Annotated in this window: 18 protein-coding genes; 10 read left to right on the top strand and 8 right to left on the bottom strand. The window is 74.3% G+C overall.

All coding sequences use genetic code 11. The annotated features are described in order from the left end of the window. Positions 1-382 precede the first annotated feature (382 nt). Positions 383-1,144, top strand: a complete 762-nt coding sequence (locus ASG41_RS02290) for a response regulator transcription factor (protein ID WP_056289073.1) — start codon at positions 383-385, stop codon at positions 1,142-1,144. A gap of 1 nt (position 1,145) precedes the next feature. Here ASG41_RS02290 and ASG41_RS02285 read toward each other — a convergent pair whose 3' ends face one another. Then, positions 1,146-1,544, bottom strand: a complete 399-nt coding sequence (locus ASG41_RS02285) for a DUF5319 family protein (RefSeq protein ID WP_056289070.1) — start codon at positions 1,542-1,544, stop codon at positions 1,146-1,148. A gap of 136 nt (positions 1,545-1,680) precedes the next feature. On the opposite strand from ASG41_RS02285, the gene guaB reads away from it, so the two are divergent. The 3 genes from guaB (at position 1,681) to guaA (ending at position 5,938) form a co-directional block, all read left to right on the top strand. Next, a complete protein-coding gene (guaB, locus tag ASG41_RS02280) occupies positions 1,681-3,189 on the top strand; it encodes an IMP dehydrogenase (RefSeq protein ID WP_056289067.1) in 1,509 nt (502 codons plus the stop codon). Between the two features lie 62 nt (positions 3,190-3,251). Continuing rightward, positions 3,252-4,373, top strand: a complete 1,122-nt coding sequence (locus ASG41_RS02275) for a GuaB3 family IMP dehydrogenase-related protein (RefSeq protein ID WP_056289064.1) — start codon at positions 3,252-3,254, stop codon at positions 4,371-4,373. Between the two features lie 2 nt (positions 4,374-4,375). After that, entirely contained in the window at positions 4,376-5,938 is a 1,563-nt protein-coding gene (guaA, locus tag ASG41_RS02270; protein WP_056289061.1) for a glutamine-hydrolyzing GMP synthase, read from the top strand. A gap of 140 nt (positions 5,939-6,078) precedes the next feature. Here the strand turns inward: guaA and ASG41_RS02265 are convergent, their stop codons facing one another. The 3 genes from ASG41_RS02265 to ASG41_RS02255 all read right to left on the bottom strand — a co-directional run bounded on the left by ASG41_RS02265 (position 6,079) and on the right by ASG41_RS02255 (position 8,016). Continuing rightward, entirely contained in the window at positions 6,079-6,576 is a 498-nt protein-coding gene (locus ASG41_RS02265) for a phage holin family protein (RefSeq protein ID WP_056289057.1), read from the bottom strand. After that, on the bottom strand, positions 6,569-7,507 hold the full coding sequence (locus tag ASG41_RS02260; RefSeq protein WP_056289056.1) for a PspC domain-containing protein: 939 nt from the start codon (positions 7,505-7,507) through the stop codon (positions 6,569-6,571). The genes ASG41_RS02265 and ASG41_RS02260 overlap by 8 nt, the downstream gene beginning before the upstream one ends. 77 nt (positions 7,508-7,584) lie before the next feature. Then, positions 7,585-8,016 (bottom strand): GtrA family protein, encoded by a 432-nt coding sequence (locus tag ASG41_RS02255; RefSeq protein WP_056289053.1) that lies wholly within the window; start codon positions 8,014-8,016, stop codon positions 7,585-7,587. 119 nt (positions 8,017-8,135) lie between these two features. Between ASG41_RS02255 and ASG41_RS02250 the strand changes: the two genes are divergently transcribed. Together ASG41_RS02250 and ASG41_RS02245 are read left to right on the top strand one after the other, a co-directional pair. Next, on the top strand, positions 8,136-9,344 hold the full coding sequence (locus ASG41_RS02250; RefSeq protein WP_056289050.1) for an ATP-binding protein: 1,209 nt from the start codon (positions 8,136-8,138) through the stop codon (positions 9,342-9,344). Then, a complete protein-coding gene (locus tag ASG41_RS02245; RefSeq protein WP_082556468.1) occupies positions 9,341-9,988 on the top strand; it encodes a response regulator transcription factor in 648 nt (215 codons plus the stop codon). Before ASG41_RS02250 ends, ASG41_RS02245 begins: the two co-directional genes overlap by 4 nt. Before the next feature lie 10 nt (positions 9,989-9,998). Here ASG41_RS02245 and ASG41_RS02240 read toward each other — a convergent pair whose 3' ends face one another. Further along, the gene (locus tag ASG41_RS02240) at positions 9,999-10,733 is read right to left on the bottom strand and encodes a PIG-L deacetylase family protein (RefSeq protein ID WP_056289047.1); all 735 of its coding nucleotides are present in this window, start codon (positions 10,731-10,733) and stop codon (positions 9,999-10,001) included. A gap of 43 nt (positions 10,734-10,776) precedes the next feature. Beyond that, positions 10,777-11,112: a chorismate mutase gene (locus ASG41_RS02235; protein ID WP_056289044.1), complete on the bottom strand. Its 336-nt coding sequence runs from the start codon at positions 11,110-11,112 to the stop codon at positions 10,777-10,779. Positions 11,113-11,353: 241 nt separating this feature from the next. Between ASG41_RS02235 and pcrA the strand changes: the two genes are divergently transcribed. Then, positions 11,354-13,645: a DNA helicase PcrA gene (gene pcrA, locus ASG41_RS02230; RefSeq protein WP_056289040.1), complete on the top strand. Its 2,292-nt coding sequence runs from the start codon at positions 11,354-11,356 to the stop codon at positions 13,643-13,645. Between the two features lie 89 nt (positions 13,646-13,734). On the opposite strand, the gene ASG41_RS02225 is transcribed toward pcrA, so the two are convergent. Beyond that, positions 13,735-14,730 (bottom strand): M23 family metallopeptidase, encoded by a 996-nt coding sequence (locus tag ASG41_RS02225; protein WP_235564375.1) that lies wholly within the window; start codon positions 14,728-14,730, stop codon positions 13,735-13,737. A 294-nt stretch (positions 14,731-15,024) separates the two neighbouring features. Further along, positions 15,025-15,966, bottom strand: coding sequence for an alpha/beta fold hydrolase (locus ASG41_RS02220; protein ID WP_235564374.1), 942 nt, complete (start codon positions 15,964-15,966; stop codon positions 15,025-15,027). A 274-nt stretch (positions 15,967-16,240) separates the two neighbouring features. Between ASG41_RS02220 and ASG41_RS02215 the strand changes: the two genes are divergently transcribed. The 3 genes from ASG41_RS02215 to sucD all read left to right on the top strand — a co-directional run bounded on the left by ASG41_RS02215 (position 16,241) and on the right by sucD (position 19,565). Further along, a complete protein-coding gene (locus tag ASG41_RS02215; protein ID WP_235564372.1) occupies positions 16,241-17,392 on the top strand; it encodes a hypothetical protein in 1,152 nt (383 codons plus the stop codon). 96 nt (positions 17,393-17,488) lie between these two features. Next, positions 17,489-18,652: an ADP-forming succinate--CoA ligase subunit beta gene (gene sucC / locus ASG41_RS02210; protein ID WP_056289035.1), complete on the top strand. Its 1,164-nt coding sequence runs from the start codon at positions 17,489-17,491 to the stop codon at positions 18,650-18,652. Between the two features lie 34 nt (positions 18,653-18,686). Continuing rightward, complete coding sequence (gene sucD / locus ASG41_RS02205; RefSeq protein WP_056289031.1) at positions 18,687-19,565, top strand: succinate--CoA ligase subunit alpha; 879 nt, start codon at positions 18,687-18,689, stop codon at positions 19,563-19,565. The last annotated feature ends 99 nt before the right edge of the window (positions 19,566-19,664 follow it).

The following is a 19,664-nucleotide window of genomic DNA, read 5'->3' as shown; positions in this document are numbered from 1 at the left end:
TCCCACGTTGATCACCCGCAAACGCACCAGACCCGGTCTTTCTGTTGCGGGCACCCCGGGTGTGTGCGATGACCACCCACCGGACCCGCCGTCGGTCGCACCTGGTAGGCGCCCCACCAGCGCGGGCCCACCATCCGTGTCGGTCTCACCCCGCTGAGTGACATCCCCTGTCCTCGCCCGGTCGAGTGGATCAAGGTGGTGTCCGGCCCTGCCGACCACCTGGGTGGGCGACACCGCGACACCCCGCCGGACACGTGCGGGTGGTCCCGGGGCGCCGCCGTCCGGGACCCCCCGGTCGGTGCGGCCACGGTCGGGCGACACCCGGCCACCGGCACCCCGCCGGCCCACCCCCGGGTGGCCGGTGCATCGACGGAGGTACTCAGTGATCGAGGACAGGACCCGGACCGGCGTCAACGGCGGGGCGGCAGCGCCCTCCTCGGGCGGATCGGTCGTGTGGGTGTTCGACGAGCGCCGCCGCGTCCGCGACGACGTCGCCTCCCGGCTGGTCGCCCTGCCCTTCGTGGGCCGGGTGGAGGCCGTCGGCGACCCCGCCTCGCTGCTGGCCCGACTGGCCACCCGCCAGCCCGACGTGCTGCTGGTCGGCACCCAGCGGGCCACCGACAACGGCCTCGCCGTCGCCACCCAGGTGCTGCGCTCCCACCCGGGCCTGTCGGTGCTGGTGCTGGGCGCCCCCGACGACGCCGAGACCGTCCGCGCCGCCGTCGCCTTCGGGGCACGCGGCTACCTGCGCTGGGACGCCTCGCCCGTGGAGATGGGCCTGGGCGTCTCCCGGGCCGGACTGCGCGCCGAGCCCCTGCGCCCCCCGCACGCCGGCCCGTTGTCCACCGTGGGCGCCTCCTCGGCGCCGGCCTCCTGGTCGGGTTCCAGCGCGCTCGCCGGCGCCGGCCCCACCACCGTCCGGGCCGCGGTCCGGGTCGACGTCCCCGCGGTCTCGCTGTCGGTCCGGGAGATGCAGGTGCTCACCGGCATGAGCCAGGGCAAGTCCAACGCCCAGATCGGCCGCGAGCTCTACCTGTCCGAGGACACCATCAAGACCCACGCGCGCCGGCTGTTCCGCAAGCTCGGCGCCAAGGACCGCGCCGAGGCCGTCGCCACCGGCTTCCGCCGGGGGATGATGAGCTGAGTCAGTCCTCGCGGGCGTGCCGGCCCGGCGTGCGGCCCTCGCGGGGCTCCTCGGCCTCGGCGCGGGCGGCCACGCCGTCGGCGTACCCGCTGGCGTAGTCCCAGCTGACGTAGTCGTCGGGGTCGGGGTCGAAGGGCGGCTCGTGCCGGCCGGTCTGACCCTCGTCCAGCAGCTGCCGCAGGTTGGCCTGCATCAGCGCCCAGTCGACGTGGTGCTCCTCGTCGCAGTCCGGGCAGTCCACGACGATGCCCTTGACCCCGGTGGGCTCCAGAAGCGTGCGGAAGACCTCCAGCTCCGCCAGGTCGTCGAGGACCCCGGCGCGCTCCTCCATCGTCAGCGGGGGAGGGGCCGGTGAGTCACCGGCGCCGTCGGTCCCGAACGCGTCGTCCCACGAGGTCACGGGGTCAGCGTAGGCGGCCTGGGGGTGTGACGGGCCTGGCAGCCTACGATCGGGGGCGGTCCTCGCGCGCCGACCCCGGCGCTCCACCGTCGGGCGCCCCCGGCGCCGCACCACTACACGAGAGGTGGCGGCACGCATGCAGCCCGAAGCCACGGTCCCCGAGCTCCCGGCCAAGTTCGCCCCGCTGGGCCTGACCTACGACGACGTGCTGCTCGTCCCGGGGGCCTCCGACGTCGTCCCCGCCGAGGTCGACACGTCCTCGCGGCTGACCACCGGCATCCGGCTGTCCATCCCGCTGGTCTCCAGCGCCATGGACACCGTCACCGAGGCCCGGATGGCCATCGCCATGGCCCGGGCCGGTGGCGTGGGCATCCTGCACCGCAACCTGGCCGCCGAGGAGCAGGCCGGCCAGGTCGACCTGGTCAAGCGCTCGGAGTCCGGGATGATCACCAACCCGGTGACCTGCTCCCCGGACAACACCCTCGCCGAGGTCGACGCCCTCTCGGGCCGCTACCGCATCTCCGGGGCCCCCGTGGTCGACGCCGACGGCGTGCTCGTCGGCATGGTCACCAACCGGGACATGCGCTTCGAGACCGACCAGCACCGCCTGGTCCGCGACGTGATGACCCCGTTGCCGCTGGTCACCGCCCCCGTCGGGGTCGACGGCGAGACCGCCCTGGGCCTGCTGCGCCAGCACAAGATCGAGAAGCTGCCGCTGATCGACGAGGCCGGCCGGCTGCGCGGGCTGATCACCGTCAAGGACTTCGTCAAGCGCGACCAGTACCCCCACTCCACCAAGGACGCCGACGCCCGGCTCGTCGTGGGGGCCGCCCTGGGCGTGGGCGAGGACGCCTACAAGCGCGCCGGCCTGCTCGTGGACGCCGGTGTCGACCTGCTCGTCGTCGACACCGCCCACGGCCACCAGCGCGCGGTGCTGGAGATGGTCGCCCGGGTCAAGAAGGACTTCGGCGTCCAGGTCGTCGGCGGCAACGTCGCGACCCGGGCCGGGGCGCAGGCCCTGGTCGACGCGGGTGTGGACGGCGTGAAGGTCGGCGTCGGCCCGGGCTCGATCTGCACCACCCGCGTGGTCGCCGGCGTCGGCGTCCCGCAGGTCACCGCGGTCTACGAGGCCTCGCTGGCCTGCCGCCCGGCCGGCATCCCGGTCATCGCCGACGGCGGCCTGCAGTACTCCGGTGACATCGCCAAGGCCCTGGTGGCCGGTGCCGACACCGTGATGCTGGGGAGCCTGTTCGCCGGCGTCGAGGAGGCCCCCGGCGACCTGGTCTTCATGAACGGCAAGCAGTACAAGTCCTACCGCGGCATGGGCTCCCTGGGGGCCATGCAGAAGCGCGGTGGCGGCCAGTCCTTCAGCCGGGACCGCTACTTCGCCGACGACGTCCTCTCCGATGACAAGCTCGTCCCCGAGGGCATCGAGGGCCAGGTGCCCTACCGCGGCCTGCTGTCCGGTGTGGCTCACCAGCTCGTCGGCGGTCTCCGCGCGGCCATGGGCTACGCGGGTGCCGCGACCGTGGCCGAGCTGCAGGAGAAGGGCCAGCTGACCCGGATCACCGCGGCCGGCCTCACCGAGAGCCACCCGCACGACATCCAGATGACCGTCGAGGCCCCGAACTACCGGGCCCGATGAGCCGCTCGACCCGCCCCACCCCGCCCGCCCCCCAGAACCGGACCCGGTGACCCCCTGTGCCTGTGCGTGACAACGTCGAGATCGGGCTGAACCGCTTCGCCCGCCGTGGCTACGACCTCGACGAGGTCTCCATCGTCCCCAGCCGCCGCACCCGGGACGTCGACGACGTCTCGACGGCCTGGCAGATCGACGCCTTCCGCTTCGAGATCCCGCTGGTCGCCAGCGCCTCGGACGCCGTCATGAGCCCGGCCACCGCGGTCGGGGTCGGGCGGGCCGGCGGGCTGGGCGTGCTCAACGCCGAGGGCCTGTGGACCCGCTACGACGACCCGACCGACGTCTACCGCCAGCTGCGCGAGGCGGCGGCGTCGGGGACGTCGTCGGTGGCGCTGCTGCAGCAGCTCTACAGCGAGCCGGTGAAGCCGGACCTGGTCACCTCCCGGGTCAAGGAGCTGCGCGACTCCGGGGTGACCTCTGCGGTGCGGATCAGCCCGCAGCACACCGAGGCGCTGGCGCCCGCGGTGCTGGCCGGCGGGGTCGACCTGCTGGTCATCCAGGGCACGATCGTCTCCGCCGAGCACGTCACCACCACCGGTGACTCGCTCAACCTCAAGGAGTTCATCGCCGACCTCGACGTCCCGGTGATCGTCGGCGGGGCCGCGGACTACCAGACCACGCTGCACCTGATGCGCACCGGCGCCGCCGGCGTCATCGTCGGCATCGGTGCGGACTCGGCCTCCACCGGTGACGCCGTCATGGGCGTGCGGGTGCCGCTGGCCACCGCCATCGCCGACGCCGCCGCGGCCCGCCGGGACTACCTGGACGAGACCGGTGGCCGCTACGTGCACGTCATCGCCAACGGCCGGATCGAGACCTCCGGCGCCATCGCGCGGGCCCTGGCCTGCGGTGCGGACGCCGTGCAGCTGGGTGAGCCGCTGCGCTCGGCCGCCGAGGCCCCGGCCGGCGGTGCCTGGTGGGACTCGGTCGCGGCGCACCCGCGGCTGCCGCGCGGCGAGGTGTCCGCGCCGGTGACGGCGACCGTGCCGCTGGAGCAGGTGCTCCACGGCCCGGCGCTGGACTCCGACGGCCGCACCAACCTGTTCGGCGCGCTGGCCCGCACCATGGCCAAGACCGGCTACCGGGACCTCAAGGAGTTCCAGCGGGTCGACCTGGTCATCGGGGGCTGAGCATGGACTTCCCCACGGTGCTCGTCGTCGACTTCGGCGCGCAGTACGCCCAGCTCATCGCCCGCCGGATCCGTGAGGCCGGGGTGTACTCCGAGCTGGTCGGCTCCGACGTCCCGGTCGCGGAGGTGCTGGCCCGCAAGCCGGCCGCCATCGTGCTGTCCGGCGGCCCGTCGTCGGTCTACGCCGACGGTGCCCCGCAGGTCGACCCGGCGCTCTTCGAGGCCGGAGTCCCGGCGTTCGGCATCTGCTACGGCTTCCAGGCCATGGCCCAGTCCCTCGGTGGCACCGTCGCGCACACCGGCGACCGGGAGTACGGCGGCACCCCGCTGACCGTCACCACCGCCAACCGGCTGTTCGGGGAGACCCCGCTGGAGCAGTCGGTGTGGATGAGCCACGGGGACGCCGTCTCGGCGGCTCCGCCCGGGTTCACCGTCACCGCCACCTCCACCGGTGCCCCCGTCGCGGCCTTCGAGGACGTCGACCGCAAGCTCGCCGGCGTCCAGTTCCACCCCGAGGTCCGGCACACCGCGCACGGGCAGACCGTCCTCGAGCACTTCCTGTTCGACATCGCCGGCCTGGAGAAGACCTGGACGATGGCCAACGTCGTCGAGGAGCAGGTCGAGGCGATCCGCGCCCAGATCGGCGACAAGCGCGCCCTGTGCGCACTGTCGGGCGGCGTGGACTCCGCGGTGGCCGCGGCCCTCGTGCAGCGCGCCATCGGCGACCGGCTGACCTGCGTCTACGTCGACCACGGGCTGATGCGCGAGGGCGAGACCGAGCAGATCGAGCGGGACTTCGTCGCCATCACCGGGGTCGACCTGCGGGTGGTCGACGCCCGCGAGCAGTTCCTCGGCGCGCTCGCCGGGATCAGCGACCCCGAGCAGAAGCGCAAGACCATCGGGCGGGAGTTCATCCGGGTCTTCGAGCAGGCCGCCACCGACGTCGTCGCCGACGCCTCGGCGCACGGCGAGACCGTGGACTTCCTGGTGCAGGGCACGCTCTACCCCGACGTCGTGGAGTCCGGCGGCGGCACCGGCACCGCGAACATCAAGAGCCACCACAACGTGGGCGGGCTCCCCGAGGACCTGCAGTTCTCCCTGGTGGAGCCGCTGCGCACGCTGTTCAAGGACGAGGTCCGCGAGGTCGGCGTCCAGCTCGGGCTGCCCGAGTCGATGGTCTGGCGCCAGCCCTTCCCGGGCCCCGGGCTGGGCATCCGGATCGTCGGTGAGGTGACCGCGGAGCGGCTGGACGTCCTGCGCAAGGCCGACGCCATCGCTCGGGCCGAGCTGTCCGCGGCCGGGTTGGACCGGGAGATCTGGCAGTGCCCCGTGGTGCTGCTCGCCGACGTCCGCTCCGTCGGTGTGCAGGGCGACGGCCGCACCTACGGCCACCCGGTCGTGCTGCGCCCGGTCTCCAGCGAGGACGCGATGACCGCGGACTGGACCCGGCTGCCCTACGACGTGCTGGCGAGGATCTCGACCCGGATCACCAACGAGGTGGCCGAGGTCAACCGGGTGGTGCTGGACGTGACCAGCAAGCCCCCGGGCACCATCGAGTGGGAGTGAGTTGAAGGACCCGGCTGCCCCCCAGGACGCGCTCCGCACGCCCTGGGCCCCTGCAGCCGGGCCGTTCCAGCCCGCCGCCTCGTGACCATGCAGCCGTCCTCCCTCCGCAGCGCGGGGGGAGGACGGCTGTGTCCGGGGGGTCAGCGGCGGAGGCGGCGGAGCTCGGTGACCAGCAGGACGGCGCCGATCGCGACCAGCACCGCGGCCACCAGGCCGCCGCCGAACACCCAGCCCGGCAGCGACGTCCCGATCAGCCCGAGGACGGCGATCAGCACGAAGAGCGCACCGGCGACCAGGGCGACGACGTCGGGGGACCGGCGTCCGGGTGCGGTGGCCGTGACCTCGGGTGCCCCGGGCAGCACCGCCGTGTCGTGCCAGCCGGCGTACTGCGGCTGCGGGATCCCGGTGGGGTGCTCGGGAACGGGGTGCCCGGGGCCGGGCCGCCCGGGGCCGGACCGCTCCGCGGTGGGCTGCCCGTACGTCGGTGCCTCGTAGGTCGGCAGCACGGTGGTGGGGTGCTCGGTGGTGGGGTGCTCGGCGGTGGGGTGCTCGGCGGTGGGGTGCACGGCGGTCTCCTGAGGATCGGCGGGGTGGTCCTGCGGGGGGACGGCGGTCGGCCGGTCGGTCGGGTCAGCCACGGGACACCGTCACGTCGCCGATGCCGGCCTCGACGGTGAGCACGATCTCCGGGGTGTCGTCGCCGGTCCACGGCTGCGACCCACGGCCGGCGTAGGTGCCGCCGCTGGAGCTCCGGCCGAAGACGTCGGCGTCACCCAGCCCGTTGGAGACGGTGACCTCGACGTCGGCCGAGGTGGGCAGCACCACGTCGACGTCACCGACACCGGCGTCGACCCGGGTGCGGATCGGGCCGTCCAGGTCGCTGAGGTCGATCGCGCTCAGGTCCAGGGTGTAGTCCCCGACCCCGGACTGGTAGCGGTCCTGGACGTCGTCGACGGTCAGCGGGGTCTCGACGCGGTCGCCCACCCCGCCGCGGCCGGCGTCGGACCGGAAGCCGCCGTCGGTGGCCGAGCTGACCAGCAGGGAGAAGGACAGCAGCACGCCCAGGGCGATGAGCGGCCCGCGGGCACTGCGGCCGGAGACGAACGCCCCGACGCCCAGGCCGACGCCGACGACGATCAGCGCGGCCGCCAGGAACGGCGTCGCGTCGGGCGACCAGGCCGTCGTGCGGGCGACCAGGGCCATGATCCCCACGACGATGAGGAGCACCGCCACGGTGATGCCCGGGACGGGTGAGCGCGGCTCGGGCGGTCCGGTCTCCACCCGCACCGGGGCCACACCGTCGGTGTCGCGGCGGCGCGGCATGAGCACCCACAGCAGCAGGTACACCAGCACGCCGGTGCCGCCGGCGAAGACCAGCGCGATGAACCCGACCCGCCACAGCAGCGCGTCGATGCCGGTGTACTCGGCCAGCCCGCCGCTGACGCCGCCGAGCACCTTGTCGGTGCGGCTGCGACGGAGCGGGGGCCGCAGCCCGTCCGCGCCGGGCGGCGGCGGGGGAGCGGCGGGGGCCTCGGGTGCGGGGGGCAGCGGGGGGGCGGTGCTCGTCATGGGGACCAGCCTGCCGACGGGAGGGGGCCCCGCACCATCGGGGAACCCCCGGACCCGACCCTGGTCTCTCCCGGTGGTCAGGCGCGGGTCGGGGTGGGGGACAGCACCCGGCGCAGCACCAGGAACCGGGCCAGCCCCACGGCCGTCGTGACCCCCAGCAGCACCGCGAGTGCGGCCGCGGCCGACGCGCCCGGGGCCCAGGTCTCCCACAGGGCCAGGGCCGAGCTGCTGGCGGCCAGGCCGACCAGGGCCACCCCGCCACCGGTCCACTGCGCCCGCCACCACGTCGTCCGGCCGCCGGCGTGGAAGGTGACCCGGCGGTGCAGCTCGTTCGCCAGCACGGTCCCCACCGCGGTGGCGAGCAGGTTCGCGGCCTGACTGCCCCCGGCGAGCAGGAACACCGCGGACTGCACCAGCGTGGCGGTGCCACCGGAGGCGGCGAAGCGGGCCAGCGGCGCCGGTCCGGCGGGCGCGGACCACAACGCCAGGGCCAGACCGTGGAGGGACACGTCCCGACCCTGCGCGCCCGCGGCGCCCGGCGGAACCGGGGGACACCCTGGTCCTGCCCCGGGTGGACTCAGGGTGTCACCGGGTGTGGCGCGGCCGTCGCCGGTGACACGATGATCACGTGACCGACCCGGGGACGACGACGCTGCCGCCGGCCGCCGCCGTCCTCCCGGCCCGGCCGCCGCTGCTGCGCCCGCGCTCGGGCCGGCTGCTCGGCGGGGTGGCCGCCGGCACCGCGGACCACCTGCGGCTGGACCCGGTGCTGGTGCGGGTCGCCTTCGGGCTGCTGGCGGTCGGGGGCATCGGCGTCATCGCCTACGCCCTGCTGTGGCTGTCGATGAAGGCCGCCCCGGCGGACTCCGAGCGGCCGCCCGCGGCGGACGCGCCGAGCCGGCGGCAGCTGGTCGGCGTGGTGCTCCTCGGCGTCGTGGCCGTCGTGCTGACCAGCCGGCTGTCCAGCTGGGGCCGCGGCGACGTCCTCGTGCCGCTGCTGCTGGCCGGGGTCGGGCTGGCGGTCATCTGGTACCAGCTGGACACCGAGCGCACCCTGGCCCGCTCCACCGCCCGCTGGGGGCTGGTCGTCGGGGTGCTGCTGGGCGTGGGTGGGGTCGTGCTGCTGCTGGCCACCACCGGGCAGCTGGTCAACGCCCGCAACGGCTTCGCCGCGACCCTGGTGGTGCTGGTCGGCATCGGGCTGGCCACCGCCCCGCTGTGGCGCCGGCTGCTGGACTCCCGCGCCGAGGAGCGGGCCGCCCGGATCCGCTCGGAGGAGCGCGCCGCGGTCGCCGCCCACCTGCACGACTCGGTGCTGCAGACGCTGGCGCTGGTGCAGCGGCACGCCGCCGACCCCACCCAAGTGGCCCGGCTGGCCCGCAGCCAGGAACGCGAGCTGCGCAGCTGGCTGTACGCCCCACAGGTCGCCACCGGCGGCACCTGGGCAGGTCTGGTGGAGCGGCTGGTGGCCGAGGTCGAGGCCGACCACGTGGTCACCGTCGACCCGGTCGTCGTCGGCGACCTGCCGGTGGACGACGCCGTCGCCGCGCTGGGCCAGGCCGCCCGCGAGGCCGTGGTCAACGCCGCCAAGCACTCGGGCTCCACCGAGGTGGCGCTCTACACCGAGGTCACCGCGTCGGCGGTGACCGTGTTCGTCCGGGACCGCGGGACCGGGTTCGACCCGACCCGGGTGCCGCTGGACCGGCGCGGCCTGCGGGACTCCGTGGTCGGCCGCCTGCAGCGCGTCGGCGGGACCGCCGTCGTGCACTCCGACCCCGGGGAGGGCACCGAGGTGGAACTTACCCTGCCGCGCAGCGAGCGAGGAGCGTCGTCGTGACCCGTGTCTTCCTGGTCGACGACCACTCGATGGTCCGGTCCGGCGTGCGCGCCGAACTGGGCGACGCCGTCGAGGTGGTCGGTGAGGCCGCCGACGTCGCCGGTGCGGTCGCCGGGGTCCGCGAGACCCGGCCCGACGTCGTGCTGCTGGACGTGCACCTGCCCGGCGGGGGAGGGCGTGCGGTCCTGGAGCAGCTGCGCCCGGAGCTGCCCGACGTCCGGTGGCTGGCGCTGTCGGTGTCCGACGCCGCCGAGGACGTCATCGCCGTCATCCGGGCCGGCGCCCGCGGGTACGTCACCAAGACCATCTCCGGGCCGGACCTGCGCGACGCCGTGGCCCGGGTCGCCGAGGGCGACGTGGTCTTCTCCCCGCGGCTGGCCGGCTTCGTCCTGGACGCCTTCGCCGCCGGACCGGCCGCCCCCGCGCCCGAGCCCGACGTCGACCCCGGTCTGGACCTGCTCTCGGCCCGCGAGCGCGAGGTGATGCAGCTGCTGGCCCGGGGCTACACCTACCGGGAGATCGGCCAGCGGCTGTTCATCTCGGTCAAGACGGTGGAGTCGCACGCCTCGAACGTGCTGCGCAAGCTGCAGCTGTCCAACCGCAACGAGCTGACCCGCTGGGCGGCGACGAACCGCCTGCTCTGAGCGGTGCTGCCTAGGCGGTGTGCACGACCTGGAAGGCCTCGGCCAGCCGGCCCTCGGGAAGGCCGTGGGTGCGGGCGGTCTGGGCCATCCAGCCGGTGACGAACTGGCGCAGCTGGCCCTCGGGCTGGTGCGCGACCTGGGTGACGTGGGACTCCAGCGCGGCGAACTTCTGCTCGACCACGTCGGTGACGTCGACGGCGTGGTCGGCCCGCGGGCTGGCACCCAGCCACACCTCGTCCACCGTCCAGGCCTCCAGGCCCTCCTCCGCCAGCAGCTCCGGGTGGGCGAAGGGGTTGCGTGCGTCGGGGTAGACCGCGCGCAGCGTGGACTCCCCGGCCGTCATGTGGTCGGGGTGGCTGGCCCCGATGCGGTCGTACATGCGCTCCGGGGACGACGTCAGCACCCGCTGCGGGCGGACCTGGCGGATCACCCGGCTGATGTCGCGGCGCAGGTCCAGGGTCAGCTCCAGCCGGCCGTCGGGGTAGCCCAGGAACCGGACGTCGGTGACGCCGACCGCTGCGGCCGCCGCGCGCTGCTCGGCCTGGCGCAGCAGCGGCATCTGCTCCCGCGGGGTGTCGTCGAAACCGCCGGCGTCGCCGTTCGTGACGATGCAGTAGACGACCTCGGTGCCGGCCGCCGTCCAGGTGGCGACGGTGCCGGCGCTGCCGAAGTCGACGTCGTCGGGGTGGGCCAGGACGCAGAGGACCCGGTCGACGTGGGCGGCGGGCTGCTTCGGCTGGGTCACAGACCGTGGAAGCCCGCCACGGGCCGGGGTGTTCCCCGCGGGCTCAGAGGGCGCCGCGCCCGCGGCGCAGCAGCATCATGCCCAGCGTCGTCCCGTCGGCCGGCCCGAGCGCGGCGGAGAAGGTGGCCAGCACGGCCTGCTCACGGGCCAGCGACAGGCGGGTCCCGCCGGCGGCCCGGCGCAGCTGCCCGATCTCGCGGGACACCTCCAGCCGGCGCTGCACGGCGGCGATGATCGCGGCGTCGCAGGCGTCGATCTCGGCCCGCAGCTCGGCGATCCGTTCGGCCGGGGCGGTGGGCTCGGGGCCGGTGCTGCCGGTGCTGCCCTCGGGGGCGCTGGACGGGGTGCTCGGCACGGTGTTCTCCACGGTGGTGCTCATGTCGGTCCTCCAGGTGGGGGAGGCCCATGCGCCCCGGACACAGAACAGCCCCGGGCGCATCGGGCCCGGGGCTGTGTCGGTGAGCGGCTAGCTCGGCGAGACGGCGACCGGATCCCGGTGGCCGTAGGCGAACTCTCGCTGGCTGAGCACGTGTGGAGTCTGACACAGGCCCCGGGAGGAGGGCCAGACCCGTCCACAGCGCCCGGTCGGTGTCGGAGGTCCGGCCTACGATGGGAGGGACATGAGCAGCCCCCAGACCTCCCTGCCCGGGACCGCCGCCCTGCCCCGTCAGCCCCGCGGGCAGGTGGGCCGGGAGCTGGAGCGGATGCTCGCCGGGCTCAACGGCCCCCAGCGCGAGGCGACCGTCCACGAGGGCTCGCCGCTGCTCATCGTGGCCGGCGCCGGCTCGGGCAAGACCCGGGTGCTGACCCACCGGATCGCCTACCTGCTGGGCGCCCGCGGGGCCACGCCCGGGGAGATCATGGCGATCACCTTCACCAACAAGGCCGCCGGTGAGATGAAGGAGCGCGTCGCCCAGCTCGTCGGGCCCCGCGCCCGGGCGATGTGGGTGTCGACGTTCCACTCGATGTGCGTACGCATCCTGCGGGCCGAGGCCGCCAAGCTGCAGATGAAGACCAGCTTCACCATCTACGACCAGGGCGACTCGGTCCGGCTGATGACGATGGTGGCCCGGGACCTGGAGCTCGACGCCAAGCGCTACCCCGGCCGCAGCCTGGCCGCGCAGATCTCGAACCTGAAGAACGAGCTGGTCGACGAGGAGTCCTTCGCCCCGGTCACCCCGCCGGAGAAGGTCCTGGCCGACGTCTACAAGCTCTACCAGCGGCGGCTGCGCGAGGCCCACGCGATGGACTTCGACGACCTGATCATGACCACGGTCAACCTCTTCCGGGCCTTCCCCGACGTCGCCGAGCACTACCGCCGCCGCTTCCGGCACGTGCTGGTCGACGAGTACCAGGACACCAACCACGCCCAGTACGCGCTGGTCCGGGAGATCGTCGGCTACGGCGACAGCCCGGTGCCCCCCGCGGAGCTGTGCGTCGTCGGTGACGCCGACCAGTCGATCTACGCCTTCCGGGGCGCGACGATCCGCAACATCGACGAGTTCGAGCGCGACTACCCCGACGCCACCACGATCGTGCTGGAGCAGAACTACCGCTCGACCCAGCGCATCCTCAAGGCCGCCAACCAGGTCATCTCCCGCAACACCGCGCGGCGGCCCAAGAACCTGTGGTCCGACGCCGGGGACGGCGAGCTCATCGAGGGCTACGTCGGGGAGAACGAGCACGACGAGGCCGCCTGGGTCGCCGAGCAGATCGACGCCCTGGTCGACGAGGGCAAGGCCAAGCCGCGCGACATCGCGGTCTTCTACCGGACCAACAACGCCTCCCGCGTGTTCGAGGAGGTGTTCATCCGGGTCGGCATGCCCTACAAGGTCGTGGGCGGGGTGCGCTTCTACGAGCGCAAGGAGGTCCGGGACGCCCTGGCCTACCTGAAGGTCGTCAGCAACCCCACCGACGTGGTCAGCCTGCGCCGGGTGCTCAACACCCCCAAGCGCGGCATCGGCGACCGCGCCGAGGCCGCGGTGGAGCAGCTCGCCGACCGGGAGCGGATCGCCTTCGCCACCGCGCTGCGGCGGGCCGCGGACGCCCCCGGTCTGGCCACCCGGTCGCTGAAGGCGATCCAGGAGTTCGTGTCGCTGCTGGAGGAGTTCGAGCACCTGCTCGCCACCGGCTCGGGCCCCAGCGCACTGTTGGAGTCGATCCTGGAGCGCAGCGGCCTGCTCTCGGAGCTGGAGTCCTCCACCGACCCGCAGGACGAGGGCCGGGTGGACAACCTGCACGAGCTGGTCAGCGTCGCCGCCGAGTTCGAGGTGGTGAACCCCGAGGGCACGGTCACCGACTTCCTCGAGCAGGTCTCCCTGGTCGCAGACGCCGACCAGATCCCGGTCACCGGCGACGACGCCGGGGTGGTCACGATGATGACCCTGCACACCGCCAAGGGCCTGGAGTTCCCGGTGGTCTTCGTGACCGCCTGGGAGGACGGCGTCTTCCCGCACCTGCGTGCGCTGGGCGACCCCAAGGAGCTCGAGGAGGAGCGCCGGCTGGCCTACGTCGGCATCACCCGTGCCCGCGAGCGGCTGTTCCTGTCCCGTGCCACGGTGCGCACCAGCTGGGGGCAGCCGGCGTACAACCCGCCGTCCCGGTTCCTCGACGAGCTGCCCGAGGACACCGTGCACTGGACCGGCATCGACCCCAAGCCCAGCGCGCAGTACGGCTCCGCGCAGCAGCGGGTGGCCTCGACGGGGCTGTCCACCGGCGGCCTGCGCGGTGGGCTGGGCAACCGCAAGGTGATCAGCGTCGACGTCGGCGACCGGGTCAGCCACGACGCGTTCGGGCTGGGCACCGTCGTCGAGGTGACCGGTGCGGCCGACAAGGCCCAGGCCACCGTGGACTTCGGATCCAGTGGCACCAAGCGCCTGGTGCTCCGGTACGCACCCCTCGTCAAGCTGTAGGGCGTCGGGCTCCGGCACCCTGGAGCCACGGACGCCACCGGGCGGTCACCCACGAGGGGTGACCGCCCGGTGGCGTCTGTGGCTGGGGTTCAGCCGATCTCGATGCCCCGCTCCGCCAGCCACTCCTGCGGGTCCGTGGGACGGCCCGTCATGGAGCCCAGGTGGATCTCGAAGTGCAGGTGCGGCCCGGTGGACTGGCCCTCGCTGCCGACCTTGGCGATCAGGTCACCGGCGGAGACGACGTCCCCGGCCTCGACGTAGAGGTAGCGCATGTGGCCGTAGATCTCGACGTTGCCGTCGGCGTCCTGGATGTAGATGGCGTTGCCGTAGCCGCTGGCCGGGCCCGAGCGCAGGACGACCCCGTCGGCCGCGGCGAGGATCGGGGTGCCCAGCGGGGCGGCCAGGTCCACGCCCCAGTGCATGGTGCCCCAGCGCATGCAGAAGCAGGTGCTCATCCGGCCCTCGGTGGGCAGCACGAAGTCCGGTTCGCGCTCGGCGCGGGAGGCGGCCAGGGCGTCGAGGCGGGCTGCGGCCTCGGCGGCGGTGATCTCCCGGCGCGCCGAGACGTCGTCCATGCCGCCGGCGAAGTTGGCGTCCTCGGCGCTGAGGCCGTAGTCGCCGGCCGCGGCGACGGGCGCCGGGGCGGCGGCGCGCGAGCCGATCCCCCCGGGGAGCGCGGCGATGACGGCACCGACCACGAGGGCCACCAGCAGCAGCGGGGCGCGGCGTCCGGGCGGGCGGGGGAGGGAACGGCGGCGGGCCGGGCCGCTCGCCCCGGCGGCGGTGCCGGCGGGCCCGGTGTCGCGTCGGCCGTCCCCGGCCGGGGTGGCCTGCAGGACCCGGACGATCGGCAGGTCGGTGTCGGTGTCGCGGGCGGTATCGCGGCCGGTGGTGCGGGCGCCGGTGTCGGTCGGGTCGGCGCCCCGGGGGCGCGGGACGCGCGGCGTGCCGGGGTCGGTCAGCGGGCGGTCGAGCAGCCCGACGGGTCCTCCGGCGGGGTCGCCGACCAGGGGTTCGACCGCGGTCCGGTCCCGGACCGGGCGGCCGGGCCGGGTGCGGCCCACCAGCTCACGTTGGCGCGACAAACGGGCACCTTCTCCAGACGTCGTCCGCACCGGGGGAGCGGGTGCACCCCACCGTGGCGGGCGGGGTGCGGGGCGTTCGACGTCGTGTCAGTTGGTACGTCAGGGGTCCGACGTGCGCCGGCAGGGGTTGCCGACGGCGTGATCGCATTGTGACCACCGGTGAGTGCCGAGGTCCCGGAGGCGCGCGGCGTGTCGCCGAGTCGACCTCAGGTCACGCTCGGTGACCCGGTCGGCGGGCCGGGGCGCAACCCGGGCTGACCTGCGGGGTCGTGCGGCGGGCGGGCGACCGCGGTGTCAGGCGACCGCGGTGTCGGACGGCTCACGGTCGACCGACCGGTGACCGGCGAACGTCGCCGCCACCTCCTCCACCACGCCCCGGTGGATGGGCAGCGACATGTGCCCCACGCCGCGGACGAGCACGTTGCGGGCGCGCAGGTCGGGGTGGTCGACCCGCCCCGAGGACGAGGGCACGACCAGCTGGTCCAGGTCGCTGTACACCGCGGTGATCGGCGTGTGCCGGCCGGGCGCGGGCAGCTGGAGCTCCTGGACCAGGGCTGACCCGGGCCGCAGCTGCCTGGCCAGCGGGATGGGCAGCGCGTGTGCCCACAGCGACCCGCTGTGCGGGGACCCGAGCGTGACCAGGGACCGGACCCGGCTGTCGTCCAGCCGCTGCACCAGGTACCGGGCGACCAGGCCGCCCAGGCTGTGCCCGACGACGTTGACCCGGTCGTGGCCGGTCTCCCGGCACACCTGCTCGAGGTGCGCGCCGAGCTGGTCGGCGGCCTCGCGCACGTCCTGCACCAGCGGGCTGTAGTCCCAGGTGCCGACGCAGGAGAAGCCGCGGCGACGCAGGCCACGCCGCATGACGGTGAAGACCGAGCGGTTGTCGACCATGCCGTGCACCAGGACGACGGGCACCCGGGCGGCCAGCGGGTCCTCGGCGAAGAAGGCCCGGACGGCGGGTGGCTGCCACTCCGGGCGCACCGCGGCGTCGGGTTCGCGCTGCTGCGTCCGGGTGCCCAGGGGCCACAGCAGGGCGTGCGCGCCGACCCAGGCCAGCTCGGTCAGCCCGCCGGTGACGGTGGCGGGGGTGCACAGCGACCGCAGGGCGCGGGCGGCGCCGGCCACGGTCGCGACGGCGGACCCGCCGACGCCCCCGTTCGGCGGCTCGGACCCGCTGTCGTGCCAGGCTGGGGACGGACCGGCGGTGTTGGCTGCCACGTGCAGGGTGGTCACGTGCGCCTCCTCGGTCCGGGTGGGCCCGCGGGGTGGGCCGGCGCCCGCACGGGTGTGTCGGAGCCCACTCGTCCTGCCCCGTTCACGACACGGTAATGCCCGCGTGTGCCGAGCGTCACACACCGGGGTGCGACACGATCACGGTCCGGTCACGACCGGACGGCCCGCCCACCAGCACGGACTCGCCGCAGGTCGGCCCCGGAGACGGGCATCGCGGCGGCGCCGGCCACCCAGGCCACCCGACGACCCACAGCGACACCGAGGAGGGACCCGCGTGGCACAGCGCGAGCCAGGAGACCGGTCCACCGGGGGCCCGAGCGGCACCGGCGGTCGCACCCGCGGCGCACGCACGACGGGTGGCGCGGCCTCGGCACGGCGGTCCGGGGCGAGGCCCGCGGACGCGCCACGGACCGCTGCCGAGCGGCGCGCCGCCCGGGCCCGCGCCGTCGCCGACAGCGGTGCGCCGGAGACGCTGGTCCTCGGCGACGTGCCCGTGCTCGCCAGGGTCGCGGGGGTGGCGCTCGCGCTGGCCGGACTGGTCGGTGCCGCCGCGACCCTGCCCACCTACCTGGTGGTGGGCGGTCGCGAGCTGTCTCTCGCCACCGGTCCCTCCGACGTGCTCGTCGCGCTGGTCGCCCCGCTGGTGGCCGTCGCCGTGGGGGTCGGCCTCGCACTGGGCCGGGTCCCGCGCTTCGGGCTGGCCTACACGGCCGTCGCCGGGTCCCTCGCCGTCGGACGACTGCTCATCGAGCTCCACCAGGGGAGCGCCTCGACCAGTCGGGCCGGGACCGAGGTGCTGGCCGGCGACCTGGTCGTGACCTCCTCGGTCGAGACCGCCGCGGGCTGGACGCTCGGCGTGGTGGCCCTCGGGCTCACCGTGCTGGCCGGCGTCGTGGCCCTGGCCGCGTGGGGCCGCACCGTCATGGAGGACGCCGGCACCCTGGACCCGCTGCGCCCGGTGCTCGCCGGCAGCGCGGTGCTCCTGGGTGTCGGCGCCGTGCTGTGCCTCGCCCTGCCCGCCGCCGACGTCCCCGACCGGCTGGTCACCGATCCCACCACCGGACTGGTCACCGTGGTCTCGGCCGAGGGGCCCCGGGCGCTGCTCGAGCGGCCCGGCCTGGCCCTGCTCGGCGGGCTGCTGCTGGCCGGGGCGCTGCTGCTGTCCGCCGTCGTCGCGCCCTCGCTGCGACCCAGGCTCGGCGCTGTCGGCGGGTTGCTCGCCGTCGCCGTCGCCGTGCTGGCGGCCGGTCTGGCGGGCTGGCGCGACGCGCTGCACTCCGATGCCCTGGACTGGACCGTCCCCGGGATCGGCCTGCTGGTCGTCGGCCTGCTGGCGCTGGGGCTCACCGCGCTCGCCTGGCGCTGGCGGCCGGCCCCCGTCCGGCCCGGTGACGAGGACCCCGCCGAGCGTTTCGTGCCCCGCTGACCGGCTGCGACCAGGTGCCCCGGACCCTGTGATGCCGCGCACTGTGCGTCCGACGTCATCGGCAGGCACGTGCCGGTCGCGTTACGGTCCCTCTTCGTGGATCTCTTCGAGTACCAGGCCCGTGACATGTTCGCAGCGCACGGCGTCCCCGTGCTCCCCGGCGGCGTAGCCGAGACCCCTGAGCAGGCCGAGGCCATCGCCCGCGACATCGCGGGCCAGGTCGTCGTCAAGGCCCAGGTCAAGGTCGGCGGCCGGGGCAAGGCCGGAGGCGTCAAGCTCGCCGACAACCCCGAGGAGGCCAAGGCCCGTGCCACGGACATCCTCGGCCTCGACATCAAGGGGCACGTCACCCGCAAGGTGATGGTCGCCCAGGCCAGCGACATCGCGGAGGAGTACTACTTCTCCTACCTGCTCGACCGCTCCAACCGCACCTTCCTGGCCATGGCCTCCGTCGAGGGCGGCATGGAGATCGAGGAGATCGCGGTGACCAAGCCCGAGGCGCTGGCCCGCATCCCCGTCGATGCCACCGTGGGCGTGGACCGCGCCAAGGCCGAGGAGATCGTCGACGCGGCGGCCTTCCCCGCCGAGGTCCGTGACCAGGTCATCGAGATCGCCATCAAGCTCTGGGACGTGTTCTCCAAGGAGGACGCCACCCTGGTCGAGGTCAACCCGCTCGCCAAGGCGCCCGACGGCACCGTCCTGGCCCTGGACGGCAAGGTCACCCTCGACGAGAACGCCGCCTTCCGGCAGCCCGGGCACGACGCCCTCGAGGACGCCGCGGCCGCCGACCCGCTCGAGGCCGCCGCGAAGGAGAAGGGCCTCAACTACGTCAAGCTCGAGGGCGAGGTCGGGATCATCGGCAACGGTGCCGGCCTGGTCATGAGCACCCTGGACGTCGTCGCCTACGCCGGCGAGGAGTTCGGTGGGGTCCGCCCGGCCAACTTCCTCGACATCGGCGGCGGCGCCTCCGCGCAGGTCATGGCCGACGGCCTGGGGATCATCCTCGGCGACGCCGCGGTCAAGAGCGTCTTCGTCAACGTCTTCGGCGGCATCACCTCCTGCGACGCCGTGGCCAACGGCATCGTCTCCGCGCTGGAGATCCTCGGCGACGAGGCCACCAAGCCCCTCGTCGTCCGGCTCGACGGCAACAACGTCGAGGAGGGCCGTCGGATCCTCGCCGAGGCCGCCCACCCGCTGGTCACCGTGGTCGACACCATGGACGGCGCCGCCCGCCGGGCCGCCGAGCTCGCCGCCGCCTGATCCCGACCTGCTGACCCCGAAGGACTTTTCGAACATGAGCATCTTCCTCACCGAGAACAGCAAGGTCATCGTCCAGGGCATCACGGGCTCGGAGGGCCGCAAGCACACCCAGCGCATGCTGGCCTCCGGCACCGCGGTCGTCGGCGGCGTGAACCCCTCCAAGGCCGGCCAGACCGTCGACTTCGACGGCACCTCCGTGCCGGTCTTCGGCTCCGTCGCCGAGGCCATGAAGGAGACCGGGGCCGACGTCACCGTCGTCTTCGTGCCGCCGAAGTTCGCCAAGGGCGCCGTCACCGAGGCCATCGACGCCGGCATCGGCCTGTGCGTCGTCATCACCGAGGGCATCCCGGTCAAGGACTCGACCGAGTTCTGGGCCTACGCCCAGGGCAAGAGCACCCGGATCATCGGGCCCAACTGCCCCGGCCTGATCAGCCCCGGCCGCTCCAACGCCGGCATCATCCCGGCCGACATCACCCAGGCCGGCAAGATCGGGCTGGTCTCCAAGTCCGGCACGCTGACCTACCAGATGATGTACGAGCTGCGGGACATCGGCTTCTCCACCGCCATCGGCATCGGCGGCGACCCGGTCATCGGCACCACGCACATCGACGCGCTGCAGGCCTTCCAGGACGACCCGGAGACCGAGGCCATCGTGATGATCGGTGAGATCGGTGGCGATGCCGAGGAGCGTGCGGCCGAGTTCATCAAGGCTCACGTCACCAAGCCCGTCGTCGGCTACGTCGCCGGCTTCACCGCCCCCGAGGGCAAGACCATGGGCCACGCCGGCGCCATCGTGTCCGGCTCGGCCGGCACCGCGCAGGCCAAGCAGGAGGCCCTCGAGGCCGCGGGCGTCAAGGTCGGCAAGACCCCGTCCGAGGCCGCCCGCCTGATGCGCGAGCTGCTCGGGGCCTGAACGAGGACCCCGTCGCCCCCAGGACACGCTGCGCGCGTCCCGGGGCCCTGCGACGGGACCGTTCCAGCACGTCACCGGCTGCCCGGCACCCCCTTCGTG

This window comes from Modestobacter sp. Leaf380 (genome assembly GCF_001424485.1).
In the GTDB taxonomy this organism is placed as follows: Bacteria; Actinomycetota; Actinomycetes; order Mycobacteriales; family Geodermatophilaceae; genus Klenkia.
Note: the sequence above shows the minus strand (reverse complement) of the source record. Positions and strands in the feature narration are given on the sequence as shown.